Source organism: Pontimicrobium sp. MEBiC06410 (assembly GCF_053601615.1).
The window spans coordinates 131,731-155,684 of record NZ_JBSHNT010000161.1 but is presented as its reverse complement, the minus strand read 5'-3'; the positions used below and the strand labels follow the sequence as shown (position 1 = coordinate 155,684).

The window sequence follows — 23,954 nt, the reverse complement described above, 5'->3', positions numbered from 1 at the left end:
AACTATTGAAAACATTACGATTAATATTAGGCGACCAATTAAATAGTAAACACTCTTGGTATAAAAGTAATCAAGACGAGTACATCTACTGTTTATTCGAAATGCGACAGGAAACGGACTACGTAAAACACCATATTCAAAAAGTAATTGTTTTTTTTGCGGCCATGCGTGCCTTTTCAGAAACCCTAAAATCTAATGGTTGTACAGTAGAATATTACACACTTGACGCTAAAGAGAACACTCAAGATTTAACGCAAAACATTCAGCAACTCATTAAAAAGCACAATATAAAGTGTTTTGAATATATAAATCCAGACGAATACCGTTTAGACCAACAACTAAAAGACTTTTGCAATACATTAGATATAAAAACGAATACCGTATCTGCAGAACATTTTTACACCCAAAGAAACGATTTAGCTACTTTTTTTAAAGGCAAAAAGCAATGGCTAATGGAAAATTTTTATCGAGATATGCGTAAAAATCATAACATTTTAATGGTAAACAATCAGCCAGAAGGTGGTAAATGGAACTACGATAAAAGCAACAGGAATAAATGGAAGGGTAAACATGAAATTCCAGATTACTTATCATTTAAAAACGATGTATCGGATATTGTAGCATTATTAAAATCCGAGAAAATAAAAACCATAGGCACATTTAAATCTAAATATTTTGAATACCCCATAACAAGAGCACAAGCATTAAAACAATTAAAGTATTTCTGCGAGCACTTACTAGTTCATTTTGGCGATTATCAAGATGCTATGCATACAGACGAAACGTATTTATTTCATTCACGTATATCGTTTGCTATGAACTGTAAACTTATTTCTCCTAAAGATATTGTGACTAGCGTTTTAAACTATTGGCGTAAATATGGCAAAGACATCGATATTTCGCAGGTAGAAGGTTTTATAAGACAAATAATAGGATGGCGAGAATATATGCGTGGTATGTATTGGGCAACAATGCCAGAATACAAAACGCTAAACCATTTAGATAACACCAATGCCCTACCCGATTTTTACTGGACAGGACAAACCAAAATGAATTGCTTAAAACAAGCCATCACTAACTCTTTAGATAACGGCTACACACACCACATACAACGCCTTATGATAACGGGTAATTATGCTTTACTAACCCAAATACACCCCGATGCAATAGACGACTGGTATTTAGGTATTTATGTAGACGCTATAGAATGGGTGCAACTACCAAATACCAGAGGAATGAGTCAGTTTGCAGACGGTGGTAAAATAGCAACAAAACCATATATATCTAGCGGAAGTTATATTAGTAAAATGAGTAACTATTGCGATAATTGCTATTATAACAAAAAGGACAAAATTGAAGATAAAGCCTGTCCGTTTAATAGTCTATATTGGAATTTTCTAGACGATAAACGAGAGCATTTAAGTGGAAACTTTAGAATGAAAATGATGTATAGTTTATTAAATAAAATGGATGCTGAAGACGTACATAATATAAAAAAACGAGCACAAGATATTATTGAAAATCCTGACCATTACTAAATGTCCGAAAAAGAAGAACTACACCTCGTATGGTACAAACGCGACCTGCGTTTGCAAGACAATGAAGCTATAGAAAATGCTTTAAAGTCTGGTAAACGTGTGCTATTCTGTTATCTATTTGAAGATTTTTTGTTGCAAGACAAGCATTACAGCGAACGCCATTGGAATTTTGTAAAGCAATCCTTAGCCGATATAAATACACAACTAAAACCCTACAATTCTAAAATACTAGTCGTTAATAGTACCATAGACAATCTTGTTACAAGCATTAGTAAATACTACAACCTTACAACAGTACATTCGCATCAAGAAACAGGAATCTATAAAACATATAAAAGAGATATTGCATTTGGTGAGTTTTGTAAAACACAAGATATAACATGGATAGAAACTGTAAACAATGGTGTAGTAAGAGGGTTACGTAATAGAAAGACTTGGTTTGAGGATTGGGAACAATTTATGATGCAAGACACACACACCTTTGCTCCAAAACAACACCAATTACTAAATATAGCAACTATAGAACGTTTAGAGCGCGAATTTAAAACAGTGACTTTACAGGCACCAAACTCAAAACAACTTCAAAAAGGTGGCACAACCACAGGTTTAAAATATATGCAGTCGTTTTTTAAAGAACGCTATGTAAACTATATGTTTCATATTTCTAAACCCATAGAAGCACGAACAGGATGCAGTCGTTTATCGCCATACATTGCTTGGGGAAATTTATCGGTAAGGCAAGTTATTCATAAAGCAATAGAATTAAAAAAATACAGCAAGCATAAACGCCATTTAAATGCATTTATCTCGCGTTTAAGGTGGCAAGCACATTTTATTCAGAAATTTGAAATGGAACACCAAATGGAATTTAATAGTGTAAATAAAGGATACCATAACCTTAATAAACCTGTAAATAAAACTCATCAAGATGCTTGGAAAAACGGACAAACAGGATTCCCTTTAGTAGATGCTTGTATGCGATGCTTAAAAGAGACAGGATATATTAATTTTAGAATGAGAGCTATGGTTGTTTCTATATTTACACATAACTTATGGCAACCCTGGCAAGATATGAGCGAGCACTTAGCCTCTTTATTTCTAGATTTTGAGCCTGGCATACACTATCCTCAAATACAAATGCAAGCAGGAGAAACAGGTATTAATATGCTTCGTATTTATAATCCCATAAAAAATAGTATAGAACATGATGCTAATGGTACATTTATAAAAAAATGGGTTCCAGAATTAAAAAATTTAGCACCTCCATTTATACACGAACCGCAAACCATGTCGTACTTCGATCAACAATTAACAGGTTTCCAATTAGGCGTAGATTACCCCTCTCCTATAGTTAACGAAAAACAATCTCGTAAAAAAGCAAGCGATATCCTTTGGAATTTAAAAGACGATGCTTTAGTAAAAAAAGAGGCTTACCGCATACTTAAACGTCACACACTTAGTAATAGAAATCGTATGTTACGAACAGAATAAGCAATACTTATAGACACATAAAATAATAATATGTTAATTTTTGTTTAACTTTATGTTCAAATAATTAAACATTTTGTAAATTTGATTAACAATAATGATGCTAATCATATTTTAACTTGATATTAAACACAACACATACAAGTAAAGAAAATAAAGAACTAATAAACGATTTAGTTGGCAAAACCTTTAGTTTTATAGAAAGTATAAAACGTAGAGGTATTGGGTCTAAGCGGATGATTATAGACGAAGTAAGCCCAAACTTAGACCATTACCTTAATAAAATAGCAGATATTAATTATGCCAACATAGAATTGCGTCCAAAAGGCATTTTAATACATATTAATAAAGGCTTACAAAACTATACTTGGGCAATTCCCTACTACCAATTAGTAATTTATAAAGTTAATGGTTCTAGTATACATGCACAGGGGAAATTTATTCATTTTAGAAATAATAAAACCTTTAAAGAGAACAAAGTGTTCTTTAATAAACTATTAGAAGAAAAAGTAAAATTTGATGCACAATATAATTTCCAGAGCTAAAGACGACAAAACATTTTCAACAGAAGATATCGATCGTATTATAGAAATGGCTTGGGAAGACCGTACGCCTTTTGATGCAATTACTTTTCAGTTTAATATTAAAGAACAAGAAGTTATAGACATTATGCGTCGCGAATTAAAACAAAGTAGTTTTAAATTATGGCGCGCAAGAGTACAAGGTAGAAAAACAAAACACCAAAGTAAACGTAATTTTGAAAACGCTGGTCGTTTTAAATGCACAAGACAAAAACAAATAACCCACAACAAAATGAGTAAAAGATAAATATTGCTATGAAAAAGACTGATTTAGAAATACTTACTAAAACTAACGGTATTACCCTTAATGGATTTTCTCATGAAGATATTGGAGACGATCACCTGTACACAGGCATAGATACCCCAATGAGAGCAGATGCTTTTAAGCTTGACGATGAACAGAAAAAAGAAAAAATTGCGGAGTTATTTGGGCAAATAATGGATGTTTTGGGGTTAGATTTAACAGACGATTCGTTAAAAGGAACGCCAAAACGAGTCGCAAAAATGTATGTTGATGAAATTTTTTCTGGATTAAACCCCAATAATATGCCAAAAATTGCTTTATTTGACAATAAGTATCAATATAATCAGATGCTTGTAGAAAAAAATATCACCTTTTATTCTAACTGCGAACATCACTTTGTTCCTATTATCGGTAAAGCTCACGTGGCATACATTTCTTCAGGCAAGGTTATTGGTCTATCAAAGTTAAACCGTATTGTACAATATTTTGCAAGAAGGCCTCAAGTACAAGAACGTTTAACAACTCAAATAGCTAACGAATTAAAAGCAATTCTTAATACAGAAAACGTAGCTGTAATTATAGATGCAAAACATCTATGTGTATCGTCGCGTGGAGTAAAAGACGACACTTCTGCAACTGTAACTTCTTATTATGGAGGCCTGTTTAAAACGCAAGCTAAAATAACTGAATTACAGAATTATTTAAAAAACTGACAATGAACATATTAAAAAGAGCACTAGAGTTTGAGCAAAAAAGCACCTCATTTAAAAGTACAAACGAACGAATTGTAGCATCAAGAGAAGCAAAAGAACTTATTCTAGGCTTGAATGAAATATATAAAGAAAGTAAGGATCCAGAACTTATGGAAGTAATGAAACGCCTTACTGTAATTAAACAAAAAATAGAAAAAAGACTAAAAGGTCGCCCAACATCATAGTAGAATAACGCTATTTTAGCTGAGCTTCTACCTATTCTAACATATTAAAACACATGAAGAATATACTTGTCGTAGGTGGAAGCAAAGGCATTGGTAATGCTATTGTTAACGCCTTGGTTAATGATAATAACATTATTAACATTAGTAGAACCAATCCCGCAATTACACATCAGAACTTAACACACTATACTTGTGATATATTAACTGATGAACTCCCTAAAATAGAGACCTTAGACACCATTATTTATTGCCCTGGCAGCATTAATTTAAAACCAATTTCACGTTTAAGTTTAGAAGACTTTAGAAACGATTTTGAAATAAATGTAGTAGGCGCAGTAAAAAGCATACAAACGTATTTAAAACCTCTAAAAAAGGGAAACGCCCCTTCCATCCTACTATTTAGTACAGTAGCCTCTAAACTAGGTATGCCATATCACGCTAGCGTTGCAGCAGCAAAATCTGGTGTAGAAGGCTTAGTAAAATCTCTAGGTGCAGAATTAGCACCAACCATACGCGTTAATGCTATTGCTCCTACCGTAACCGATACAGAATTAGCATCTAAGCTATTACGTAACGAAAAAATGATAGAAAATATCACAGAACGTCATCCCCTTAAAAAATTCCTTAGTCCAGAAGAAGTAGCAAACATGGCCACCTTTTTAACCTCGGATAAAGCTAGTTCAGTTTCAGGACAAATTTTTGAAATGGATTGTGGTATTGTAAGTTTTAAAATATAAAGCTGTAAAATCATTAAAACTTTCTTTTAAACCTTAATAACAAAAGCATCAATTAATAAAATAAAACACCATGCAAACGGTATACGATATAAAAATTAACAGCTTAACAGGCCAACCTTTAGACCTATCTGCATACAAAGGACAACACATTTTATTTGTAAATGTAGCCTCTAAATGCGGATTTACGCCGCAATACAAAGACTTACAAGAATTAAGTGACACCTATAAAGATAAGTTAACAGTTATTGGCGTACCCTGTAACCAGTTTGGAAAACAAGAACCCGGAAATGCTTCAGAAATAGAACATTTTTGCGAAGTAAACTACGGAGTAACCTTTCCTATTACCGAGAAAATTGAAGTAAAAGGAAGCGGGCAACACCCACTCTATCAATGGTTAACTAAAAAAGAACAAAACGGTGTATCTAACTCTAATGTAAAATGGAATTTTCAAAAATACTTAGTTGATCCAGAAGGAAAGCTTGTAGATTATTACTTTTCCATTACTAAGCCAACAAGTAAAAAAATAATAAAGCACTTATAACCAATAACCGATGTTAAAAATTAAATACGTTATATTCTTTTTAGTTATCAACTTTGGAGGTTTAGCCCTAGGAAGTTGGCTTATGGATAGTGGTCCCACAACTGAGTGGTACATAAACTTAGATAAAGCACCATGGACGCCACCAGGATGGGTGTTTGGAGCAGCATGGACAATAATAATGATTTGTTTTTCAGTTTATTTAGGCTATTTATTTAGTATTTTAAACACTACAAAATCTAAACTATTGTTTGCAGTGCAAGTGTTTTTAAATGTAATTTGGAATTACGTATTCTTTAATCAACACTTAATAACTCTAGGGTTAATTGTTATTACACTACTAACTATAGTTATATTTTACTATTTCTTTAATTATAGAAATCTATTAAAAAACAAAAGTTATTTACTATTACCATATATGGTTTGGCTGTTAATAGCAACATCATTAAACACTTACATATTAATAAATAATTAATAGTATAGAATATATTTTGTATTCATTAAATGAGATTAAAAAAGAATAAAATTCTCACCAGAGCTTACCTTGAGTCTCAAGGCTTTAGTCAAATAAGGCTATAACGAAGGATGAGAACGATAAACTAGTTTTTTTATGAAAATATATCGATTACATAAAAAACAGAATTTACCAATTACTAAAGAACAAGCTTGGAAATTTCTGTCCGACCCTAAAAATTTAAAGACTATTACACCAGATTACATGGGGTTTAACATACTATCTGGTGCAGATAGACCTATGTTTGCTGGGCAAATTATACAGTATATTGTTACACCCGTTTTGGGCATAAAAACCAAATGGGTTACAGAGATTACACATGTTGTAGATAATGAGTATTTTGTAGACGAACAACGTTTTGGGCCTTACGCTTTGTGGCATCATAAACATTTTATAAAAGAAATTGATGGAGGTGTAGAAATGGAAGATATTATTGATTATAAAGTACCTATGGGTATTTTAGGGCAACTTATACACCCCATTATAGTTAAACCAAAACTAGAGGAAATATTTAATTATAGAACCACGAAGTTAGAAGCTCTTTTTGGAAAATATTAACGCAAAACATTAATTTTAAAGTGAAACAAGTTATTAATATCTTTTGGTTTCGTCGTGATTTACGATTGGATGACAACGTAGGGTTATACCATGCATTACAAGGCGAACACCCAGTACTACCTATTTTTATATTCGATAAAAGTATTTTAGAAGAATTGCCTGAAAACGATGCTCGCGTCTCCTTTATACACGATACTTTACAAAAGCTAAACACTACACTTAAAGCTAATTACAATTCTGGTATAGCACTTTATTATGGTCAACCTGAAGCTGTTTACAAGCAACTGCTTTCTAATTTTACTATAGATACAGTTTTTACAAATCATGATTACGAACCGTATGCTATTTCTAGAGACCAAAAGATAGCAACACTTTTAAACTCTAATAATATTTCTTTTAAAACGTTTAAAGATCAAGTTATTTTTGAAAAGCAAGATATTGTAAAAGATGACGGCAATCCATATAAAGTTTACACCCCATATTCTAGAAAATGGCTAAGTGTTTTTGAAACGCAAGGTATTACATTTTCTTCTTCTGAAAAAGAGCTAGATAACACTTTAAAACAGAGTACTTACCCTAATGTTAGTTTAAACGATATTGGTTTTACAAACCCTTTAAATAAAGTGCCTGAATACACTGTAAATGAAGACTTAATAAAAACCTATGAAGCTACGCGAAATTTCCCTGCACAAGATGCAACTTCTAGACTTGGACCGCACTTGCGTTTTGGTACAGTAAGTATAAGACGCATGGTAGATAAAGCCAATAAACAGAACAATAAAACCTTTTTAAAAGAGTTGATTTGGCGTGAGTTTTTTATGCAAATTCTATGGCATTTTCCACATTCGTCTACTAGTAGCTTTAAACCAAAGTACGACCGTATAGTATGGCGTAATAACGAAGCAGAATTTAAGCAATGGTGCGAGGGCAAAACTGGATATCCTTTAGTGGATGCTGGTATGCGACAATTAAATAAAACAGGCTTTATGCATAACCGTATTAGAATGCTTGTTGGTAGTTTTCTTTGTAAACACTTATTGATTGATTGGCGTTGGGGTGAAGCTTATTTTGCCAAAAAACTCCATGATTACGACATGGCGAGTAATATTGGCAATTGGCAATGGGTAGCTGGTTCTGGTGTGGATGCTTCACCGTATTTTAGAATCTTTAACCCAACCACGCAAATTAAAAAGTTTGACAAAGATTTAGAATATATAAAACAATGGGTTCCAGAGTTTCAAGAATTAACTTACCCAAAACCTATGGTAGACCATAAAGCTGCTAGAGAACGGTGTTTGGAAGTTTATAAGGCTGCGGTGAGTTAGTTTTTATTTAGTATAAAAAATGAAGCTGTCTGAAAAGTATTAAAAGCGTCCTTCTAAAGTCTTTTCAGAATCTCATTAAACTAATTTTAAATTGTTATGAGAAACCGAATCAAGTTAGGTTTAACTAAAATTTTACTTTTCAGACAGCCATTAGTAAAAGTTACTCTAGTAAAGTGTAATCAATCTCCTTTTTTATGGTCGTGTTTTTTTAAAGGTGGATAGTCCTTCTTCTTATCGGGTGTAACGCGTCTTCTCCTATCTAGAGAGCCATCATCTTTTTTGGGCTTAGGGCCAGGTTTAATTGCTTCTATTGTTATCATATTATATAATTTTATACGATAAAGATATTCGGTTACAACAATAACACCTTACTGAATTCCTTATTCACTTAAAATAAGTGACACAATTATATTTTAGCTTGAAATGTATACAAATCGTAATAACGTCCTTCTGAAGTTATTAACTCGTCATGATTTCCGCGTTCTACTATTTTACCAGCTTCTATAACTAGAATTTGGTCGGCTTTTCTAATCGTGCTTAAACGGTGCGCAATAACTATTGTGGTTCTATTTTTAGTTAATTCAGAAAGGCTCTTTTGTATTAGGGCTTCACTTTCTGTATCTAAATTAGAAGTGGCTTCATCTAGAATAATAATTTTAGGGTCTGCTAAAATCGCTCTTGCTATTGCTATACGTTGGCGCTGTCCTCCAGATAATTTTACCCCACGCTCCCCTATTAAGGTTTCTAAGCCTTCCTCGAACCTATCGGTAAACTCATTTACATAGGCTGCTTTTACTGCGTTTTGCAATTGTGCCTCTGTTGCATTTGGTCTAGGAAACATAATGTTTTCCCTAATAGTACCTTCAAATAAAAATTCGTCTTGCAACACTACGCCCAAATGTTTTCTAAAACTACTTAGTTTTACTTTAGAAATATCATGCCCATCTATAGTAACTTTCCCAGATTGTGCATTTAAAAATGTAGCTGCTAACCCAGCTATAGTAGATTTTCCTGAACCTGAGCTTCCTACTAAAGCAATTACAGAACCCGATGGCGCATTAAAGTTAATATTATGTAATACTTGTTTTCCTTCTTCATAAGAAAAATTAACATCTTTAAATTGAATATCGCCTTTAATGTTTTGTAATGCTATGGTTCTATTTGGGTTATCGTCTTCTGTGGCTTCGTTCATTAACTCTTCGGTACGGTCTAAACCTGCTAAAGCTTCGGTTAATTGTGTTCCAATATTACTCATTTGTACTATTGGTGCTATCATAAACCCTAAAATCAATGAGAACTTAAAAAACTCACCAATAGTCATTGTACCTTCAATAATATAATAACCACTAAACCCCATTATTCCAGTAGTGGCTATACCAACTAGTAAGGTAGAAGAACTTGTCATTAACGCAGTTGCGGTTAAACTCTTTTTTACATTTTGAAAAAGCTTATCAACTCCTTTTTCAAATATTTTATTTTCTTGTTCTTCAGAATTAAAGGCTTTTATAACACGAACACCAGCCAATGTTTCGGTTAAACGTCCTTTTACTTCTGCATTTATTTTACCCCTATTCCTAAAAATTGGTCTTATAAATTTAAAAGCTTTTAAAGCTATTAAGGCAAAAACAGATAATGGCAGTAACACAAAAAGTGTCATCCATGGATTAATATCTATTAATAACACAAGAGAAATGACAGCAGTAATCGTCCCACCGACTAATTGTACTAATCCTGTTCCTATAAGGTTTCTCACGCCTTCCACATCGCTCATAATACGAGACACCAAGGCTCCAGATTTAGTGTTGTCGAAAAAACTAATAGGTAAGGCTAATACTTTTTTTTGCACTTGTGCTCGTAATTCGCTAATTAAATACTGTGCTTGTACGCTTAAAATTCGGGTTAATAAAAAAGAAGTTATAGCTTGTACTAATATCGCTGAAATAACAATAATGATAAGTGAATATAATTTATCGAAATCTTTATTTGGTAACACATCATCAATGAAAACTTTGCTTTGTATGGGTACAACAAAACCTGCTAAACTTTTAATAACTATTAAAATTAAACCTATAAAAACGTAATTACGTCGTGGCCAAATAATGGTTTTAAAAGCTGAAGCTAGAGTAACGTTTCGTTTCTTTTTATGTTTAGTTGAAGTGGATTCTTTATAATGTTGCATTTAGCTGTATTTATTGCACAAAAATACTGAAGTTATTATTGAGTTCTTTATGAATAGTACTAATTATCTAACAAACGTCTGTGATAATTTATTTGCCCTAAATGGTAAGATAAATGCATGGTTAAATGAATTAAAAAATACTCAGTAGTCATTTTATCTTCAAAAACACGACGTACATATTCTTTTTGTAAATCGGCAGTAGTTAATGTTTTTAATGTATTGCTAACAATGTCTATTGTTTCGTCTACTTGTTGTAATAAAACTGCTCTTGGTATATTTTTTTGCGAAAATTCTAAATCACGTTGCCTTATATAACCTGTATTACCTAACGATGCGCCAATAAATGTTTTTAGGTTACCTACCAGATGCAAACATAAATTACCTGCTGTGTTAGTTACTGCTTTATCTAAAATCCATAAATTTTCTTCTTTTGTATATAAATTAAGCTCTTGTTTTAGCGCGTTTAAATCGCGAGTGAATAGTTTGATTAAACTGTCTGTTAACATGATTATAAATTTTGTTTTTTATGTCTAAGATAATACTTGATAAGAGTAAAATTAGAATTTATTTAATGTAATTTTGAACCATGCAAAACCAGCCTACTTTTAAGTTTGAATTTGTTGCTTTAATGGCAGCATTAATGTCTCTTGTTGCTCTATCTATAGATGCTTTATTGCCAGCCTTACCAGATGTAGGGCAGTCTTTAGGTGTAACAAACCCTGCTGATAATCAATTATTAATTACTATGATTTTTTTGGGCTTAGGTGTTGGACAACTAATTTTTGGGCCATTATCTGATAGTTTTGGTAGAAAAAGCATTGTTTATATTGGTTTTATTGTTTTTATTATTGCTAGTATTATTTGTGTGACTACTAAAAGTTTTGAGCTTATGATTTTTGGTAGAATTCTTCAAGGTATTGGTTTGTCTTCTCCCAGAACTATTGCTATTGCTATGGTTAGAGATTCTTACAGTGGTGATTATATGGCGAAAGTTCTGTCTATAATTGTTGCTTTTTTTATTTTGGTTCCTACTATTGCTCCTGCTTTTGGACAGTTCTTTTTAAATATTGCCGATTGGAGAGCTATTTTTAATGTTAACTTAATAATAGGAATTATAATTATTGTCTGGTTTTGGAAACGTCAACCAGAAACATTGGTTAAAAGTAAGCGTACTCCGTTTTCTCTGGAGTTGTTTATTAATGGTACCAGAGCTTTTTTTAAACAAAAGGAGGCTGTAGCATTTACTTTAATGTCTGGCTTTATAACAGGGTCTTTTATGGTGTACCTAAGCACTTCTCAACAAATTTTTGAAAAACAGTATAATCTTGGTGAATGGTTTCCTTATTTGTTTGCTAGTACTGCTCTAGCCGTAGGGTCTTCTACTTTTATGAATAGTAGACTAGTTGTTAGGTTTGGTTCTTTTAAAATAGCTAAGCTAGCTGCTATAGCTTATACTTCTATTTCATTATTATATATTCTTATTTTCTTTCAAGGAAACAACCCGCATATAGCTATTTTATTGGGGTTCTTTTTATGTCAGTTTTTTGCTGTAGGATTACTTTTTGGGAATTTAAGGGCTTTGGCTATGGAGCCTTTAGGCCATATAGCTGGTATTGGCTCTGCAATTAATGGCTTTATCTCTACAGTAATGGCTGTGCCTATAGCAAATTATATTGGAAGTTTTGTAGAAACTTCTGTATTACCTCTGTTTATTGGTTTTTCATTTTTTGGGTTATTATCTGTTTTAGCTTTTATTATAGTTAAACGACAAATGCGACTAGCTAGAGTATAAAACACAAAGCATAAAGCATAATGCTTATTATTGTTATGTTTTATAAACTATTGCGACAGATAGGTAAACCTTAAATACTTTCATTTTGAAAAAAATTTCAGTTTTACTCTTATTTTTATTTTCTAGTGTAGCATTTTCACAAAATATGAATAATGATATATTAGAAGAACTTTTTAATAAAGTAAGCGATACAGTACATGGCTCTAAAGGGAGATGGCAATTTAATATAGAACATGTGTCTTTTATTTGCTTAACTGATACTAACCATAATAGGATGCGTATTATTTCGCCAATAGTAGAAGCTTCTAAATTAACTGAAGACTTAAAAAACAATGCTCTTCTTGCTAATTTTCACACTGTATTAGATGCTAAATATGCTATTTCAGACGATGTGCTTTGGTCCGTTTTTATTCACCCATTAAAAGAGTTAACAAAAGAGCAAGTTGCAAATGCTATAGAACAAGTGTATTTTGCCAATGTAACTTTTGGCTCAACTTATTCAAGTACGTCTTTAGTTTTTCCTGGTAAGCAAGAAGAGGCTCCTGTTGAACAACAAAAAGAGGAGGGTTTTATAAGACAAAAAATATAACAATTCCTATCTTATTAGTATAGATAGCCTATATAAAAAAAGCTACTTCAATATAAACTGAAGTAGCTTTTGTGTTTGTAGTAGGGAATGTTTCTTTTTAGGGACTTTGTAAGTTTACTTTATGTTTCATTCTTTATAGCACTACACCAATATATCTTTCAATATTTGTGCCAAAATAATATTATTTTTAATAATACCAAACTACTTTTTGATAAAAAAATAAAGTATTCTCAATAATTAAGTTCTTTTACAAAGAATACACTATTTACGAAAGACAAAACTCGCTGAAAATTAAATATTTAGGAATAATGCGGTATTTTTCCCACAACGTCTTTATAGAAATTTTTCATGAATTTAAAGTCCTCCTCTATGTTGTCCGTAGGGTAAAATGGTTCTGAAACTTTATTTTGTTTTTTAGCAAAATCCAAAGTAAACATTATAATAGGGACATTGGCTTCTTTAGCTATGTAATAGAATCCTGTTTTCCATTCTTTCACTTTTTTTCTTGTACCTTCTGGTGCTAAAGCTAACCTAAACTCTTCTCTCCCATTAAATAATTTAGCTATTGCCTGTACTTTATTTTGCCCAGAAGTTCTATCTAATGCGGCACCTCCCATTGCTCTAAAAAAATAACCAAAAGGAAAAGTAAAGAGTTCTTTTTTACCAACAAAATTAGCTTTAACGCCTACTACTTTTCTAAGAAATATACCTATGTAAAAATCATGCCAGCTAGTATGTGGTGCTGCAATTATAACAGCTTTTTTAATGGTATCTTTAGACATTGTTGTATTACCTACAACTTTCCAGCCTAAAATCTTTAAATATATAAGTTTAATTAGCCAACGCATATTACATTTTTTCGTAGAGCGCTCTTAAAGTCTCTCGAGTAATGGATTTTTTCCATTGTTTACCTATAGCATTTTCCCATAACGGCTCTAAACTTAAAGCTACATCTATCATAATATCAAACTCCTTGTCTGATAATTCTGCACAGATTCCTTGCGGTAAGTTTATATTATGCTTTGTTTTCATTTCTTTAAACAAGGCAACTCCTTCTGGGTAATAGTCTTCTAAATGATCGAAAACGATACAGTTACCAATACCGTGCTTGGTTCCTAATAAATAAGATAAACCATAACTCATAGCATGTGCTACACCTACTTGAGAGTAAGCTATACTCATACCTCCATGCCAACTTGCCATCATTAATTTATCTTGAGATTCTTCTTCTGTTAAATTGCCATCAACAAAAACTTCTTTACATAACGAGTATGCTTTTTCTCCATACGATTTACTAAATGCATTTAAATAGGTTCCGTTTAAGGATTCTATACAGTGTACATAACAATCCATACCTGTATAAAACCATTGTTCTTTGGGTACATCTTTAGTTAACTCAGGATCTAGTACAACTTGATCGAAAGGTGTATAATCGCTATTAATGCCTAGTTTCCTGTCTGGTCCTGTAAGTATAGTCGTTCTAGAGACTTCTGCACCTGTACCAGATATGGTTGGTATTCCAACATGATAAATTGCTGGGTTTTTAACTAAATCCCAACCTTGATAGTCTTTAGATTGCCCTTTATTAGTTAGCATAATAGATACTGCTTTTGCAATATCTAAAACGCTTCCTCCACCTATACCTATAATTCCAGAAGGGCGTTCTTTATAATTTAAAATAATATCTTCAACTAAATCATCTATTTGTGATGTTTTTGGCTCTTCCTTAGCAGATACATAGTATAATTTATCATCGTAAGACAAAGGGATTCTTGAGGTTAACCAGGCGTTTCCTTTAAATACATCATCAACAAAAAATATAAATGGGGCTTTGGTATTTAATCGTTTAGGGGCTAATATTTCTCCTAATTGATTAAAACTACCTCGTCCAAAGACTACTCTGGACACCATTGGAAAATTTTTATAACTCATCTAACTATTTATAATGTAAAAATATAGTTTTTTTTAATCTAAAAGTGGTAATAACTCTAATAAATTACCAATTGTTTTATAATCCTTATTTATCGTTTCATTTACTTCAATCTCTTCATGAGCCCAAGTGGTATGAAAAGGAACATGCACAGCATTTGCTTTAATATTTATTAAAGGTAAAATATCTGATTTTAATGAATTACCTATCATTAAAAACTCTGAGGGCTTAATGTCTAAATGATTTAATAATTTAGAATAATTTGCTTCTTTTTTATCGCTCAGCACTTCTATGTGATGAAAATAATCTAGTAACCCCGATTTTTCTAATTTACGTTCTTGATCTAACAAATCTCCTTTTGTTGCAACTATTAATTTGTATTTTTTTGATAGTTTTTGCAACACTTCTTCAACACCATCTAATAACTCTACGGGTTTGTTAAGCATTTCTTTACCTAATTCAAGAATCTTATTTATGGTCGTGTTAGAAACATTATTATTAGATAGTTCTAAAGCCATTTCTACCATAGATAGAACAAAACCTTTAACGCCATATCCATAGGTAGGTAGGTTTTTTATTTCCATCTTAAACAACTCTTGCTCTATTCTATTAGGTGTTTCATAGTGTTGCAATAGTTTTGCAAACTCATGTTCGGCATCGCGAAAATACGTTTCGTTTACCCAAAGCGTATCGTCTGCATCAAAGCCTATTACTTTTATATGTGAGTAAGTTGTGTTCAATTTACTTCCATAGTTTTTTAGCACGTTCTAAATCTTCAGGTGTATCTATCTCTACTCCTTGTACATTTGTTTCTACCATTTTAATACGTTTACCATACTCTAAATAACGAATACATTCTATTTTTTCTGAAGCTTCCAGTGTTAACATAGGTAAACGGTAAAAATCCATTAAAGCGTCTTTTCTAAAGGCATAGACCCCTTTGTGTTTATAATATTTTGCTGCTACAGTTTTGTCTCTTGGAAATGGTATTGGGCTTCTTGAAAAATACAATGCAAAAGCTTCTTTATCTACAATAACCTTTACTGTATTTGGGTTTTCTATTTCATCCCAGTCTGTAATATTTACCATTAAAGAGGCTAAATCTACTGTGTTTTCTTTATCGTTTTTAAATACGTTAATTAATTTTTTTAGAGAATCGACTTCTGTAAATGGTTCATCGCCTTGTACATTTACAACAATATCTACATCCATAAACTCAACAGCTTCAGCTATACGATCGCTACCACATTCATGTTCTTTTTTACTCATTACAATATGGCCTCCAATACTAGATATTTCATTGTAAATAATATCGCTGTCTGTTACTACAACGACATCATCAAATAATTGCGTGGCAACTGTTGCTTCGTAAGTTCTTGTTATAACTGGTTTCCCCCCTAAATCTTGCATTAATTTACCTGGAAAACGAGAGGCACTATATCGTGCCGGAATCATTGCAATTATTTTCATTTATTATTGAAACATTTATTTTTCAAAAATATGGTTTTTAAACCTATTTTTAAGTTTTCCTTAGTTTAAACTTTTTATAAACCCTAAAAATAATATATAATAGTATTAGTACCAGAACAAGTGCTACGTATGGTAAAAATACTGAAACTACAGACATGAATACAGATGTAGTAGTTTCTACAGTAGATACTACAGGGTTTCCTACACCGCCAGTTGTAGCTGTAGAGACTAATCGTGTTGCTCCAGAAGACCCTGCTACTGCAGCTGCAGTCCCACCACCCGCTATAATGGCCAGCGCCCATGTTACTACGGGGCTTAAATCTGCGACTGTAGACACCATTACTGCGGTACCTGCTATTGCAGCTAATGGTATGGCTATGGTATCTAAAGCATTATCTACATATGGAATATAATATGCAGATATTTCTACTAATGTTGCTACTCCTAAAACTATTAATGCCGATAGACTTCCTATCCATTCCCAAGAGTCATTTAACTCCCACACTCCTGTATATGCTACTAGACTAAGAACAAACAAAGGCACAAAAACCCTAAAGCCAACTGATGCAGATAATCCTATTCCTAAACATATACTTATTATTGTCTCTGCTCCCAAAATTTAAAAGTGTTATCTGTTTACTTCAAAGTTAATAAAATTTGAAGCTAATTATACTATCTCTATAACTCTGTATTTTTTATTTAGTTATTCTTCTGTAAAAAAATCATTTTTAAAGCCTATTAGATATAGTTTTTCTGTGGCACGTGTAACCGCTGTATATAACCATCTTAAATAATCTTTATCTATACCATTGGACAAATATGGCTGTTCTACAAAAACAGTGTTCCACTGCCCTCCTTGCGATTTATGACAGGTTATAGCATAAGAAAATTTTACTTGTAAAGCATTAAAGTATTTGTTTCCTTTAATTTTAAGAAACTTTTTATAGTTGCTTGTTTCATCTTCGTAATCCTTTTGTATTTCTTGATACAGTCTATTAGACTCCTCGTATGGCAACGATGGCGTTTCCGCAGAAATGGTATCTAATAGCAATACAGTTTCAAAGGGACGCATTTTAGGATAATCTACCATTCTTACCTTAACTTCTGCAAATCTAAAGTCGTACAATTCTTTAATGCTAAAAATCTCTAAAACTTCTATAATATCTCCATTGGCTATAAACCCTGCTTCTGTTGTGGGTTTAACCCAATAGTAATTGTTTTTAACGACCATTAAATAGTCTCCAGCAGATAATTCATTTTCATTAAAAAGAATACGGCTTCTAATTTGTTGATTATATAGATTCGCTCTTTTATTACTTCTAACAATTAGAGCCATTTCCTCATTACCAAGCGTGCTATATGCATCGTTAATTGCATCAATAATGTCATGCCCGTCTATGAGTCTTATAATATCTTTAAAGCCTAATAAATTAAACTTAAAACTATCAAAAAAACCACTAGATAATGTTTCCCTTAGTTCTGTAGCATTTTCTAGAATACCCGAATCGTGGTTTTGCCTCATAACTTCGTCTAGTTCTATTTTAGTAACTAGCTTATCATAATTAAGACTAAGGTTATTTTCGTCTAGTGCAGGACTTAATTCTAATTTTACTGGAGGTAATTGGGCGGTATCTCCTATTAATAATAGTTTACAATTATGACCAGCGTAAACATATTGTATTAAATCATCTAACAAAGAGCCGTTTTCAAATAATTTAGAGTCTCCTGGGGTATCAGGAATCATTGAGGCTTCATCTACTATAAAAATGGTGTTTTTATGTTTATTGGGTTGTAATACAAATTTTACACCTCCTCCTCTATCCTTTTTAGGAAAGTATATTTTTCTATGTATTGTAAAGGCTTCTTTTTTAGAATAATTAGCAATAACTTTTGCAGCTCTTCCTGTTGGAGCCATTAAAACTGCACTTTTTTTTGCTTTCCATAAATTATTAACAAAAGCACTGATAATAGTGGTTTTACCAGTTCCTGCATATCCTTTTAATAAATAGAGCCCGTTTTTATTTTTATCAAAAATAAATTCAGAAAGTTGTAATAATAAAATATCTTGTTTTGCTGTAGGTTTAAACGGAAAAGACTGTTTTATAATGGAATAAAATTCAGATTTGGTCATTAATGGAATTAATTTTTAAACTTTTATTCAAAGATATAAATGATTTTTACTCTTATAGGTTTTAGCGATTAAAAAAAAATTGTAGATTTGCGAAGGACCATTAATTTAATTTAATAAATAATATGATAAAATTTATTCTTATTGCAGTTCTTGTAATATTACTTACTATTGGGATAGTTTGGGTTATTGACAAATTTATACCTACAAAATTAAAACCTGTTATAAACATAGTATTATGGGGCTTAATCATTTTTCTAGGATACCAAACATTTATGTCTGTATACAACCCTATATTATTTAATCAAGTAAAAGAAAAGCGTTATGCTGAAGTAATAAAAAAACTAGTAGATATTAGAGACGCTCAATTAGCTTATAGAGAAGTTAATGGTAAATACACTAACAATCATGATAGTTTAGTTCATTTTATAGAAAATGGAAAATTCACATTAATTGAAAGAAGAGACTCCACTATTATAGATGAAGAAAAAACAAAATTATACGGAGGAATTGAATATACTGATGAGATTACAATTATAGATACATTAGGTTTTGTTCCTGTAAAAGATTCATTATTTAAAACATCTGATCGTTATAAAAAAATGAGATATGTACCTTTTGCAAAGGAAAATTTTGAATTTACTATGAATGCAGGTGAATTTGGAGAAGATGATGATGATAAAATCCCTGTTTTTGAAGCTTTCGTTCTTAAAAAGGATATATTACATGACCAAAATGAAGATTACGTTGCTGAAGAAAACAAAGCATTTTCAGTAGATGAAATTAATGGTGATGCGATTAGAATTGGTTCTATGGAAGAAGTTAAAACCAATGGAAACTGGCCAAAACTTTATGACACTAAAAAGCAATAATTCTATACAAGATATACTTAATAAAGAACTGTCCATTCAAATTAGTTTGAATGGACTTTCTTTTTGTATTCTAAATACAGAAACCAATACCATTACTACTCTAAAACACATAGCTGTAGTAAAAAAACAAACCCCTTTTGAGCTTTTAGACACGTTAAAACACCTCTTTAATACAGAGCAAACTTTACACGAAAAATTTAGTAAAGTTACAGTTATACATGTTAATGAATTATCTACTCTTGTACCAAAAGCTTTATTTAACGAAAACGCAATTGCAGACTACTTAAAGTTAAATACTAAAATTTTAAAAACAGATTTTATAACTTTTGATGAGTTACTCATTAATGATAGTGTTAATGTTTATATACCATACATAAACATAAATAATTATATATATGATACTTTTGGTAGTTTTGAATACAAACACTTCTCCAGTGTATTAATAGAACATATACTCAGTATAGAAAAACATAGTAAAACATCGAAACTATATGTTAATGTAGCAAAAACACATTTTGAAATTATTGCAATAGATTCTGGCGACCTAATACTTTATAATACTTTTAATTATAATACTGAGGATGATTTTATTTACTATATTCTGTTTACTATAGAACAGCTTAATTATAATCCAGAATTAATAGACTTAATCTTTATTGGTGACATTACTAAAGAACATAAACTCTATGATGTAGTATATAAATACATTAGAAATGTTAGTTTTGGAAACCGTTACGACACTTATAACTATACCGAGTTACCTAGTACTAGTTATTCAGATTTTACACTTATAAAAAGCTTATAATGCGCATAATTTCAGGAAAATATAAGGGTAGAAAAATTTCTGCTCCAAAAAAATTACCCGTTCGCCCAACCACAGATATGGCTAAGGAATCTTTATTTAATATTTTAAATAATAATTATTACTTTGATGAGATTTCTGTTTTAGATTTATTTGCAGGAACAGGTAATATAAGTTACGAGTTTGCCTCTAGAGGAACAGAACAAATTACTTGTGTAGACCAAGATTATGGTTGCATAAAGTTTATAAACGAAACGGCTAGTAGTTTTGACATGCCTATACATACCATTAAAAGTAATGTTTACAATTTTTTAGAAAAAACCAGTTTAAAATCTACTATTATTTTTGCAGACCCTCCTTATGATTTTTCTGTCGAAGAGTTTTCTAAAATTCCAGCTTTAATTTTTGAGAATAACTTATTAGAAGATAATGGCTGGCTAATAATTGAGCATTCTAAACATACCGATTTGTCACATTTACCAAATTACAGTCATTCAAAAGGCTATGGTGGTAATATGTTTAGCTTTTTCGATCTTGAAAATGAGCAAGAAGCACAAGAAGATTAATTAATTAAAAAATATAGAACACAAAAAAGCCGAAGTATATAATACTTCGGCTTTTTTTATGTTACTATTTATTAAAATTAGAACTTGTAAGTAATTCCAAAGTTAATATCAGATAAATCTAAGTTTAAACCAAAGTTGTTTGCTGCTTCTGCACCATCAACATCTGCTTTAGCGCTTGTGTAAGATAATGCACCAATAGATGCTCTTAAAGCGAAACAGTTAGATACAAAATAGTTTACTCCTGGAGCAACTGCTACTGCAAAAGCGTTAACTTTTGTATCGTTTGTAGCACCATCTAATTCAACTTTAGTAGAGTTGTAAGCAACACCTGCACCTAAAGTGAAAGAAAATTGGTCTGCTGGAGTAAAGAAGTAAGTAGCTCCTAAGCTACCACCAAAAGTGTTAGTTTTTGTTTTAGCTGTATCTTCACCAGATCCAACAGTAACTCCTAATTCAACAGCGATATTGTCACTTACAAAGTAACCAACAGAAGGAGCGAAAGTAAGCTCGTTGCTATCTACATCTCCTTGAGAAAAGCTATTGTAACCAACAGTACCACTTGCGTAAAGATCACCTTTTGCAAATCCACCAGTTTTTGTTTCCTCTTGAGCATTAACACTAGTTAATCCAAATACTGCTACTGCAGCTAATAATAATAATTTTTTCATAATTGATCAAAGTTTTTAGTTCTTTTGAGGGCGCAAAATTACGTTCTCTTTTCTATTTCTACAAGAAAAAACGTAAAAAAACAACCCTAAAACAATAACTAACTGATTAACAGTACATAAAGAAATGTTAAAGTTATGTTTTTCACAAAAACCACACCTATTTAGGTATTAGCTTGGAAAAGTATTTTAGCATAAAAACACCTTCTTTATATTCATATTGTATTATACAATTCATTTAAGTTATTACATAAATAACTTGTATAACAAAATTTTGAAGGAGTATTCTTAAACAATATATTTGTTTCATGAAATGGGACAATGCACTTAAAGATTATAAGTTCTATCTAAAAATAGAAAGAGGTTTATCTCAAAATTCAATAGATAATTATAGTTTCGATATAAAGAAGCTAATATCCTATTTAAAAGAAAACGAAATAAAAGAAACCCCAATTACTATTTCTAAAGGCACAATACAACATTTTATTTATAATATAGCAAATACAGTTAATGCAAGAACTCAATCTAGAATAATATCTGGTTTAAAAGGTTTCTTTAACTATTTGGTGTTCGAGGATTATAGAGATTCTAACCCTTTAGATACTATAGACTCTCCTAAAATAGGGAGAAAACTACCCGATACACTTTCTGTAAAAGAAATAAACGCTCTTATTAATGCAATAGATTTAAGCAAACCTCAAGGAGAACGCAATCGTGCCATATTAGAGTTACTTTACAGTTGCGGACTAAGAGTTAGTGAATTAACTAATTTAAAAATATCAGATTTATATTTTGATGAAGGCTTTATTAAAGTAACAGGAAAAGGAGATAAACAACGTTTTGTTCCTATAGTAGAAGCCACACAAAAATATATTATTATATATAGGAAGGAAATTAGAACACATATGGATGTTCCTGAAGAATTTAAAGATACTTTATTTTTAAATAGACGCGGAAAACAGCTAACCAGAGCTATGATTTTTACTATAATTAAACAATTAGCTGTTAAAATAAATTTAGAAAAAGTCATTTCTCCACATACATTTAGACATTCTTTTGCAACTCACTTACTAGAAAATGGTGCAGATTTAAGAGCTATACAGCTAATGTTAGGCCATGAAAGCATAACAACGACAGAAATTTATATGCACTTAGATAAAAGTCACTTAAAAGATGTAATGCATAATTACCATCCTCGAAAATAGTATTTAATCTGTTTTTTAGTGCATTTAATCTATTTTTACTAAATTTAGCCCTGCTTATAATCTTTTTATATTAGATTAATAGAGTGTTAGTTTCCCGTAAATGTGCAAAATTATAATGGAACGACTAAAAGAAAATGAATACAATATTAATAGTTCTGAAACGAATTATAGTATAGAACAATTTGAAAAACTAAAATGGAAATTTGCTTTAGAAAATTCCAATATAGGTATTTGGAGTTGGGACAATACAGATAATCAAGACCGTGTTTTTTTTTCAAAAGAATCAAAAGCAATTCTAGGTTACACAGACAATGATGGTAACACTTTTGGTTCCAATTCTCAAGATTGGAATAATAGAGTTCATCCAGACGATAGACAAAAGTATTTTCAAGATTTTCAAAATCATTTAAATGGTATTCATCCTATATACGAAAATCAACACCGTGTTTTATGCAACGATGGGAGTTATAAATGGATTTTTGATAAGGGAAGGATAATAGAAAAAGATAAAGATGGTAAAGCTATGCGTATTATAGGTACACATACAGACATTACTACCCGTGTGCTTAATGAGGAAAAAATAAATAAAACAATAGATACAGTTACTAAGCAAAATAAAAAGCTACAAAATTTTGCGCATATAGTAACCCACAACCTTAAAGAACACGCTGGAAACTTTGAAAGCCTTTTAACTTTTTATGATGAAGCCCAAAATGATGACGATAAAGAAGAATTAATAAGCTATTTAAAAACGCTATCCAAATCTTTAGGCACCACAATTTCTAACTTAAGTCAAGTTGTATCTGTTGAGGCTAAAAAAGAAATTAATATAGAAAAAATAAATATTAATAGGTACGTAAAGCGCGCTATAAACTTATTAGAAGTTGTTATTAAAGAGAGTAATACCTCTATAATAAATAACATTGATAATGATTTAGAAGTCTTTTTTAGTCCTGCTTATATGGAAAGTATTATTCAAAATTTAATGACTAATGCTATAAAATACAAACATCCAGAAAGAGACCCAATAATAGAAATTAAATCTACAACTTACAACGAAAATATTGTTATAAAAATAACAGATAATGGTTTAGGAGTTAACCTTAATAAATTTGGAAAAGACATTTTTGGTTTATATAAAACTTTTCATACAAATCAAAACTCAGAAGGCGTTGGTTTATACCTTATAAAAAGCCAATTAGAATCTCTTGGCGGTACTATAGATTTAGCAAGTGTTGTTGATGTAGGCACTAGTTTTATAATTACCATTCCTAATAAAAAGAATCCAACATAAAG

General features: G+C 31.2%; 28 protein-coding genes. 18 read left to right on the top strand and 10 right to left on the bottom strand.

Annotated features, from left to right (window positions below; genetic code table 11):
• The first annotated feature begins 5 nt into the window (after positions 1–5).
• From ACVC08_RS15245 to ACVC08_RS15195, 11 genes are all read left to right on the top strand, one after another.
• Positions 6–1,538, top strand: coding sequence for a cryptochrome/photolyase family protein (locus ACVC08_RS15245; RefSeq protein WP_452602674.1), 1,533 nt, complete (start codon positions 6–8; stop codon positions 1,536–1,538).
• Complete coding sequence (locus ACVC08_RS15240) at positions 1,539–3,029, top strand: FAD-binding domain-containing protein (protein WP_452602673.1); 1,491 nt, start codon at positions 1,539–1,541, stop codon at positions 3,027–3,029.
• A gap of 116 nt (positions 3,030–3,145) precedes the next feature.
• Positions 3,146–3,571 (top strand): hypothetical protein, encoded by a 426-nt coding sequence (locus tag ACVC08_RS15235; RefSeq protein WP_452602672.1) that lies wholly within the window; start codon positions 3,146–3,148, stop codon positions 3,569–3,571.
• Positions 3,546–3,854, top strand: coding sequence for a TIGR03643 family protein (locus ACVC08_RS15230; RefSeq protein WP_452602671.1), 309 nt, complete (start codon positions 3,546–3,548; stop codon positions 3,852–3,854). The genes ACVC08_RS15235 and ACVC08_RS15230 overlap by 26 nt, the downstream gene beginning before the upstream one ends.
• Before the next feature lie 8 nt (positions 3,855–3,862).
• Positions 3,863–4,564, top strand: a complete 702-nt coding sequence (gene folE, locus ACVC08_RS15225) for a GTP cyclohydrolase I FolE (RefSeq protein WP_452602670.1) — start codon at positions 3,863–3,865, stop codon at positions 4,562–4,564.
• 2 nt (positions 4,565–4,566) lie between these two features.
• Entirely contained in the window at positions 4,567–4,788 is a 222-nt protein-coding gene (locus ACVC08_RS15220) for a hypothetical protein (RefSeq protein ID WP_452599032.1), read from the top strand.
• A gap of 53 nt (positions 4,789–4,841) precedes the next feature.
• Positions 4,842–5,525, top strand: coding sequence for an SDR family NAD(P)-dependent oxidoreductase (locus ACVC08_RS15215; RefSeq protein WP_452602669.1), 684 nt, complete (start codon positions 4,842–4,844; stop codon positions 5,523–5,525).
• 70 nt (positions 5,526–5,595) lie between these two features.
• Positions 5,596–6,066 carry a glutathione peroxidase gene (locus tag ACVC08_RS15210; protein ID WP_452602668.1) on the top strand — a complete coding sequence of 157 codons (471 nt, stop codon included), beginning with the start codon at positions 5,596–5,598 and terminating at the stop codon, positions 6,064–6,066.
• 10 nt (positions 6,067–6,076) lie between these two features.
• Positions 6,077–6,538, top strand: a complete 462-nt coding sequence (locus ACVC08_RS15205) for a TspO/MBR family protein (protein ID WP_452602667.1) — start codon at positions 6,077–6,079, stop codon at positions 6,536–6,538.
• A gap of 135 nt (positions 6,539–6,673) precedes the next feature.
• A complete protein-coding gene (locus ACVC08_RS15200) occupies positions 6,674–7,135 on the top strand; it encodes an SRPBCC family protein (RefSeq protein ID WP_452599170.1) in 462 nt (153 codons plus the stop codon).
• A gap of 20 nt (positions 7,136–7,155) precedes the next feature.
• Complete coding sequence (locus tag ACVC08_RS15195) at positions 7,156–8,460, top strand: cryptochrome/photolyase family protein (protein WP_452602666.1); 1,305 nt, start codon at positions 7,156–7,158, stop codon at positions 8,458–8,460.
• Between the two features lie 179 nt (positions 8,461–8,639).
• Here ACVC08_RS15195 and ACVC08_RS15190 read toward each other — a convergent pair whose 3' ends face one another.
• From ACVC08_RS15190 to ACVC08_RS15180, 3 genes are all read right to left on the bottom strand, one after another.
• Positions 8,640–8,780 carry a hypothetical protein gene (locus ACVC08_RS15190; RefSeq protein ID WP_452600127.1) on the bottom strand — a complete coding sequence of 47 codons (141 nt, stop codon included), beginning with the start codon at positions 8,778–8,780 and terminating at the stop codon, positions 8,640–8,642.
• An 86-nt stretch (positions 8,781–8,866) separates the two neighbouring features.
• On the bottom strand, positions 8,867–10,639 hold the full coding sequence (locus ACVC08_RS15185; RefSeq protein ID WP_452602665.1) for an ABC transporter ATP-binding protein: 1,773 nt from the start codon (positions 10,637–10,639) through the stop codon (positions 8,867–8,869).
• 59 nt (positions 10,640–10,698) lie between these two features.
• The gene (locus ACVC08_RS15180) at positions 10,699–11,145 is read right to left on the bottom strand and encodes a DUF1572 family protein (RefSeq protein ID WP_452602664.1); all 447 of its coding nucleotides are present in this window, start codon (positions 11,143–11,145) and stop codon (positions 10,699–10,701) included.
• Positions 11,146–11,225: 80 nt separating this feature from the next.
• Here ACVC08_RS15180 and ACVC08_RS15175 point away from each other — a divergent pair, with 80 nt between their 5' ends.
• Together ACVC08_RS15175 and ACVC08_RS15170 are read left to right on the top strand one after the other, a co-directional pair.
• Positions 11,226–12,431, top strand: a complete 1,206-nt coding sequence (locus ACVC08_RS15175) for a multidrug effflux MFS transporter (protein ID WP_452602663.1) — start codon at positions 11,226–11,228, stop codon at positions 12,429–12,431.
• 85 nt (positions 12,432–12,516) lie between these two features.
• Entirely contained in the window at positions 12,517–13,020 is a 504-nt protein-coding gene (locus ACVC08_RS15170; protein WP_452602662.1) for a hypothetical protein, read from the top strand.
• 299 nt (positions 13,021–13,319) lie between these two features.
• Here the strand turns inward: ACVC08_RS15170 and ACVC08_RS15165 are convergent, their stop codons facing one another.
• From ACVC08_RS15165 to ACVC08_RS15140, 6 genes are all read right to left on the bottom strand, one after another.
• Positions 13,320–13,868, bottom strand: a complete 549-nt coding sequence (locus ACVC08_RS15165; RefSeq protein WP_452602661.1) for a 1-acyl-sn-glycerol-3-phosphate acyltransferase — start codon at positions 13,866–13,868, stop codon at positions 13,320–13,322.
• Position 13,869: 1 nt separating this feature from the next.
• Entirely contained in the window at positions 13,870–14,952 is a 1,083-nt protein-coding gene (locus ACVC08_RS15160) for an iron-containing alcohol dehydrogenase family protein (protein ID WP_452602660.1), read from the bottom strand.
• 33 nt (positions 14,953–14,985) lie between these two features.
• Positions 14,986–15,690 (bottom strand): HAD family hydrolase, encoded by a 705-nt coding sequence (locus tag ACVC08_RS15155; RefSeq protein WP_452599542.1) that lies wholly within the window; start codon positions 15,688–15,690, stop codon positions 14,986–14,988.
• Between the two features lies 1 nt (position 15,691).
• Positions 15,692–16,420, bottom strand: a complete 729-nt coding sequence (kdsB, locus tag ACVC08_RS15150; RefSeq protein WP_452599541.1) for a 3-deoxy-manno-octulosonate cytidylyltransferase — start codon at positions 16,418–16,420, stop codon at positions 15,692–15,694.
• Between the two features lie 49 nt (positions 16,421–16,469).
• Positions 16,470–17,036, bottom strand: coding sequence for a DUF4126 domain-containing protein (locus ACVC08_RS15145; protein ID WP_452602659.1), 567 nt, complete (start codon positions 17,034–17,036; stop codon positions 16,470–16,472).
• A gap of 87 nt (positions 17,037–17,123) precedes the next feature.
• Positions 17,124–18,551 (bottom strand): ATP-dependent DNA helicase, encoded by a 1,428-nt coding sequence (locus ACVC08_RS15140; protein ID WP_452602658.1) that lies wholly within the window; start codon positions 18,549–18,551, stop codon positions 17,124–17,126.
• A 122-nt stretch (positions 18,552–18,673) separates the two neighbouring features.
• Here ACVC08_RS15140 and ACVC08_RS15135 point away from each other — a divergent pair, with 122 nt between their 5' ends.
• From ACVC08_RS15135 to ACVC08_RS15125, 3 genes are read left to right on the top strand one after another with little or no spacing between them, the layout of a single operon-like run.
• Entirely contained in the window at positions 18,674–19,420 is a 747-nt protein-coding gene (locus ACVC08_RS15135; protein ID WP_452602657.1) for a hypothetical protein, read from the top strand.
• A complete protein-coding gene (locus ACVC08_RS15130; RefSeq protein ID WP_452602656.1) occupies positions 19,380–20,225 on the top strand; it encodes a DUF3822 family protein in 846 nt (281 codons plus the stop codon). The genes ACVC08_RS15135 and ACVC08_RS15130 overlap by 41 nt, the downstream gene beginning before the upstream one ends.
• Positions 20,225–20,788 carry an RsmD family RNA methyltransferase gene (locus ACVC08_RS15125; protein WP_452602655.1) on the top strand — a complete coding sequence of 188 codons (564 nt, stop codon included), beginning with the start codon at positions 20,225–20,227 and terminating at the stop codon, positions 20,786–20,788. Before ACVC08_RS15130 ends, ACVC08_RS15125 begins: the two co-directional genes overlap by 1 nt.
• 77 nt (positions 20,789–20,865) lie before the next feature.
• Here ACVC08_RS15125 and ACVC08_RS15120 read toward each other — a convergent pair whose 3' ends face one another.
• Positions 20,866–21,456: an outer membrane beta-barrel protein gene (locus ACVC08_RS15120; protein ID WP_452596471.1), complete on the bottom strand. Its 591-nt coding sequence runs from the start codon at positions 21,454–21,456 to the stop codon at positions 20,866–20,868.
• Positions 21,457–21,761: 305 nt separating this feature from the next.
• Between ACVC08_RS15120 and xerD the strand changes: the two genes are divergently transcribed.
• Entirely contained in the window at positions 21,762–22,658 is an 897-nt protein-coding gene (gene xerD / locus ACVC08_RS15115; protein ID WP_452602654.1) for a site-specific tyrosine recombinase XerD, read from the top strand.
• Positions 22,659–22,773: 115 nt separating this feature from the next.
• Positions 22,774–23,952, top strand: a complete 1,179-nt coding sequence (locus tag ACVC08_RS15110) for a sensor histidine kinase (RefSeq protein ID WP_452602653.1) — start codon at positions 22,774–22,776, stop codon at positions 23,950–23,952.
• Positions 23,953–23,954 lie beyond the last annotated feature (2 nt).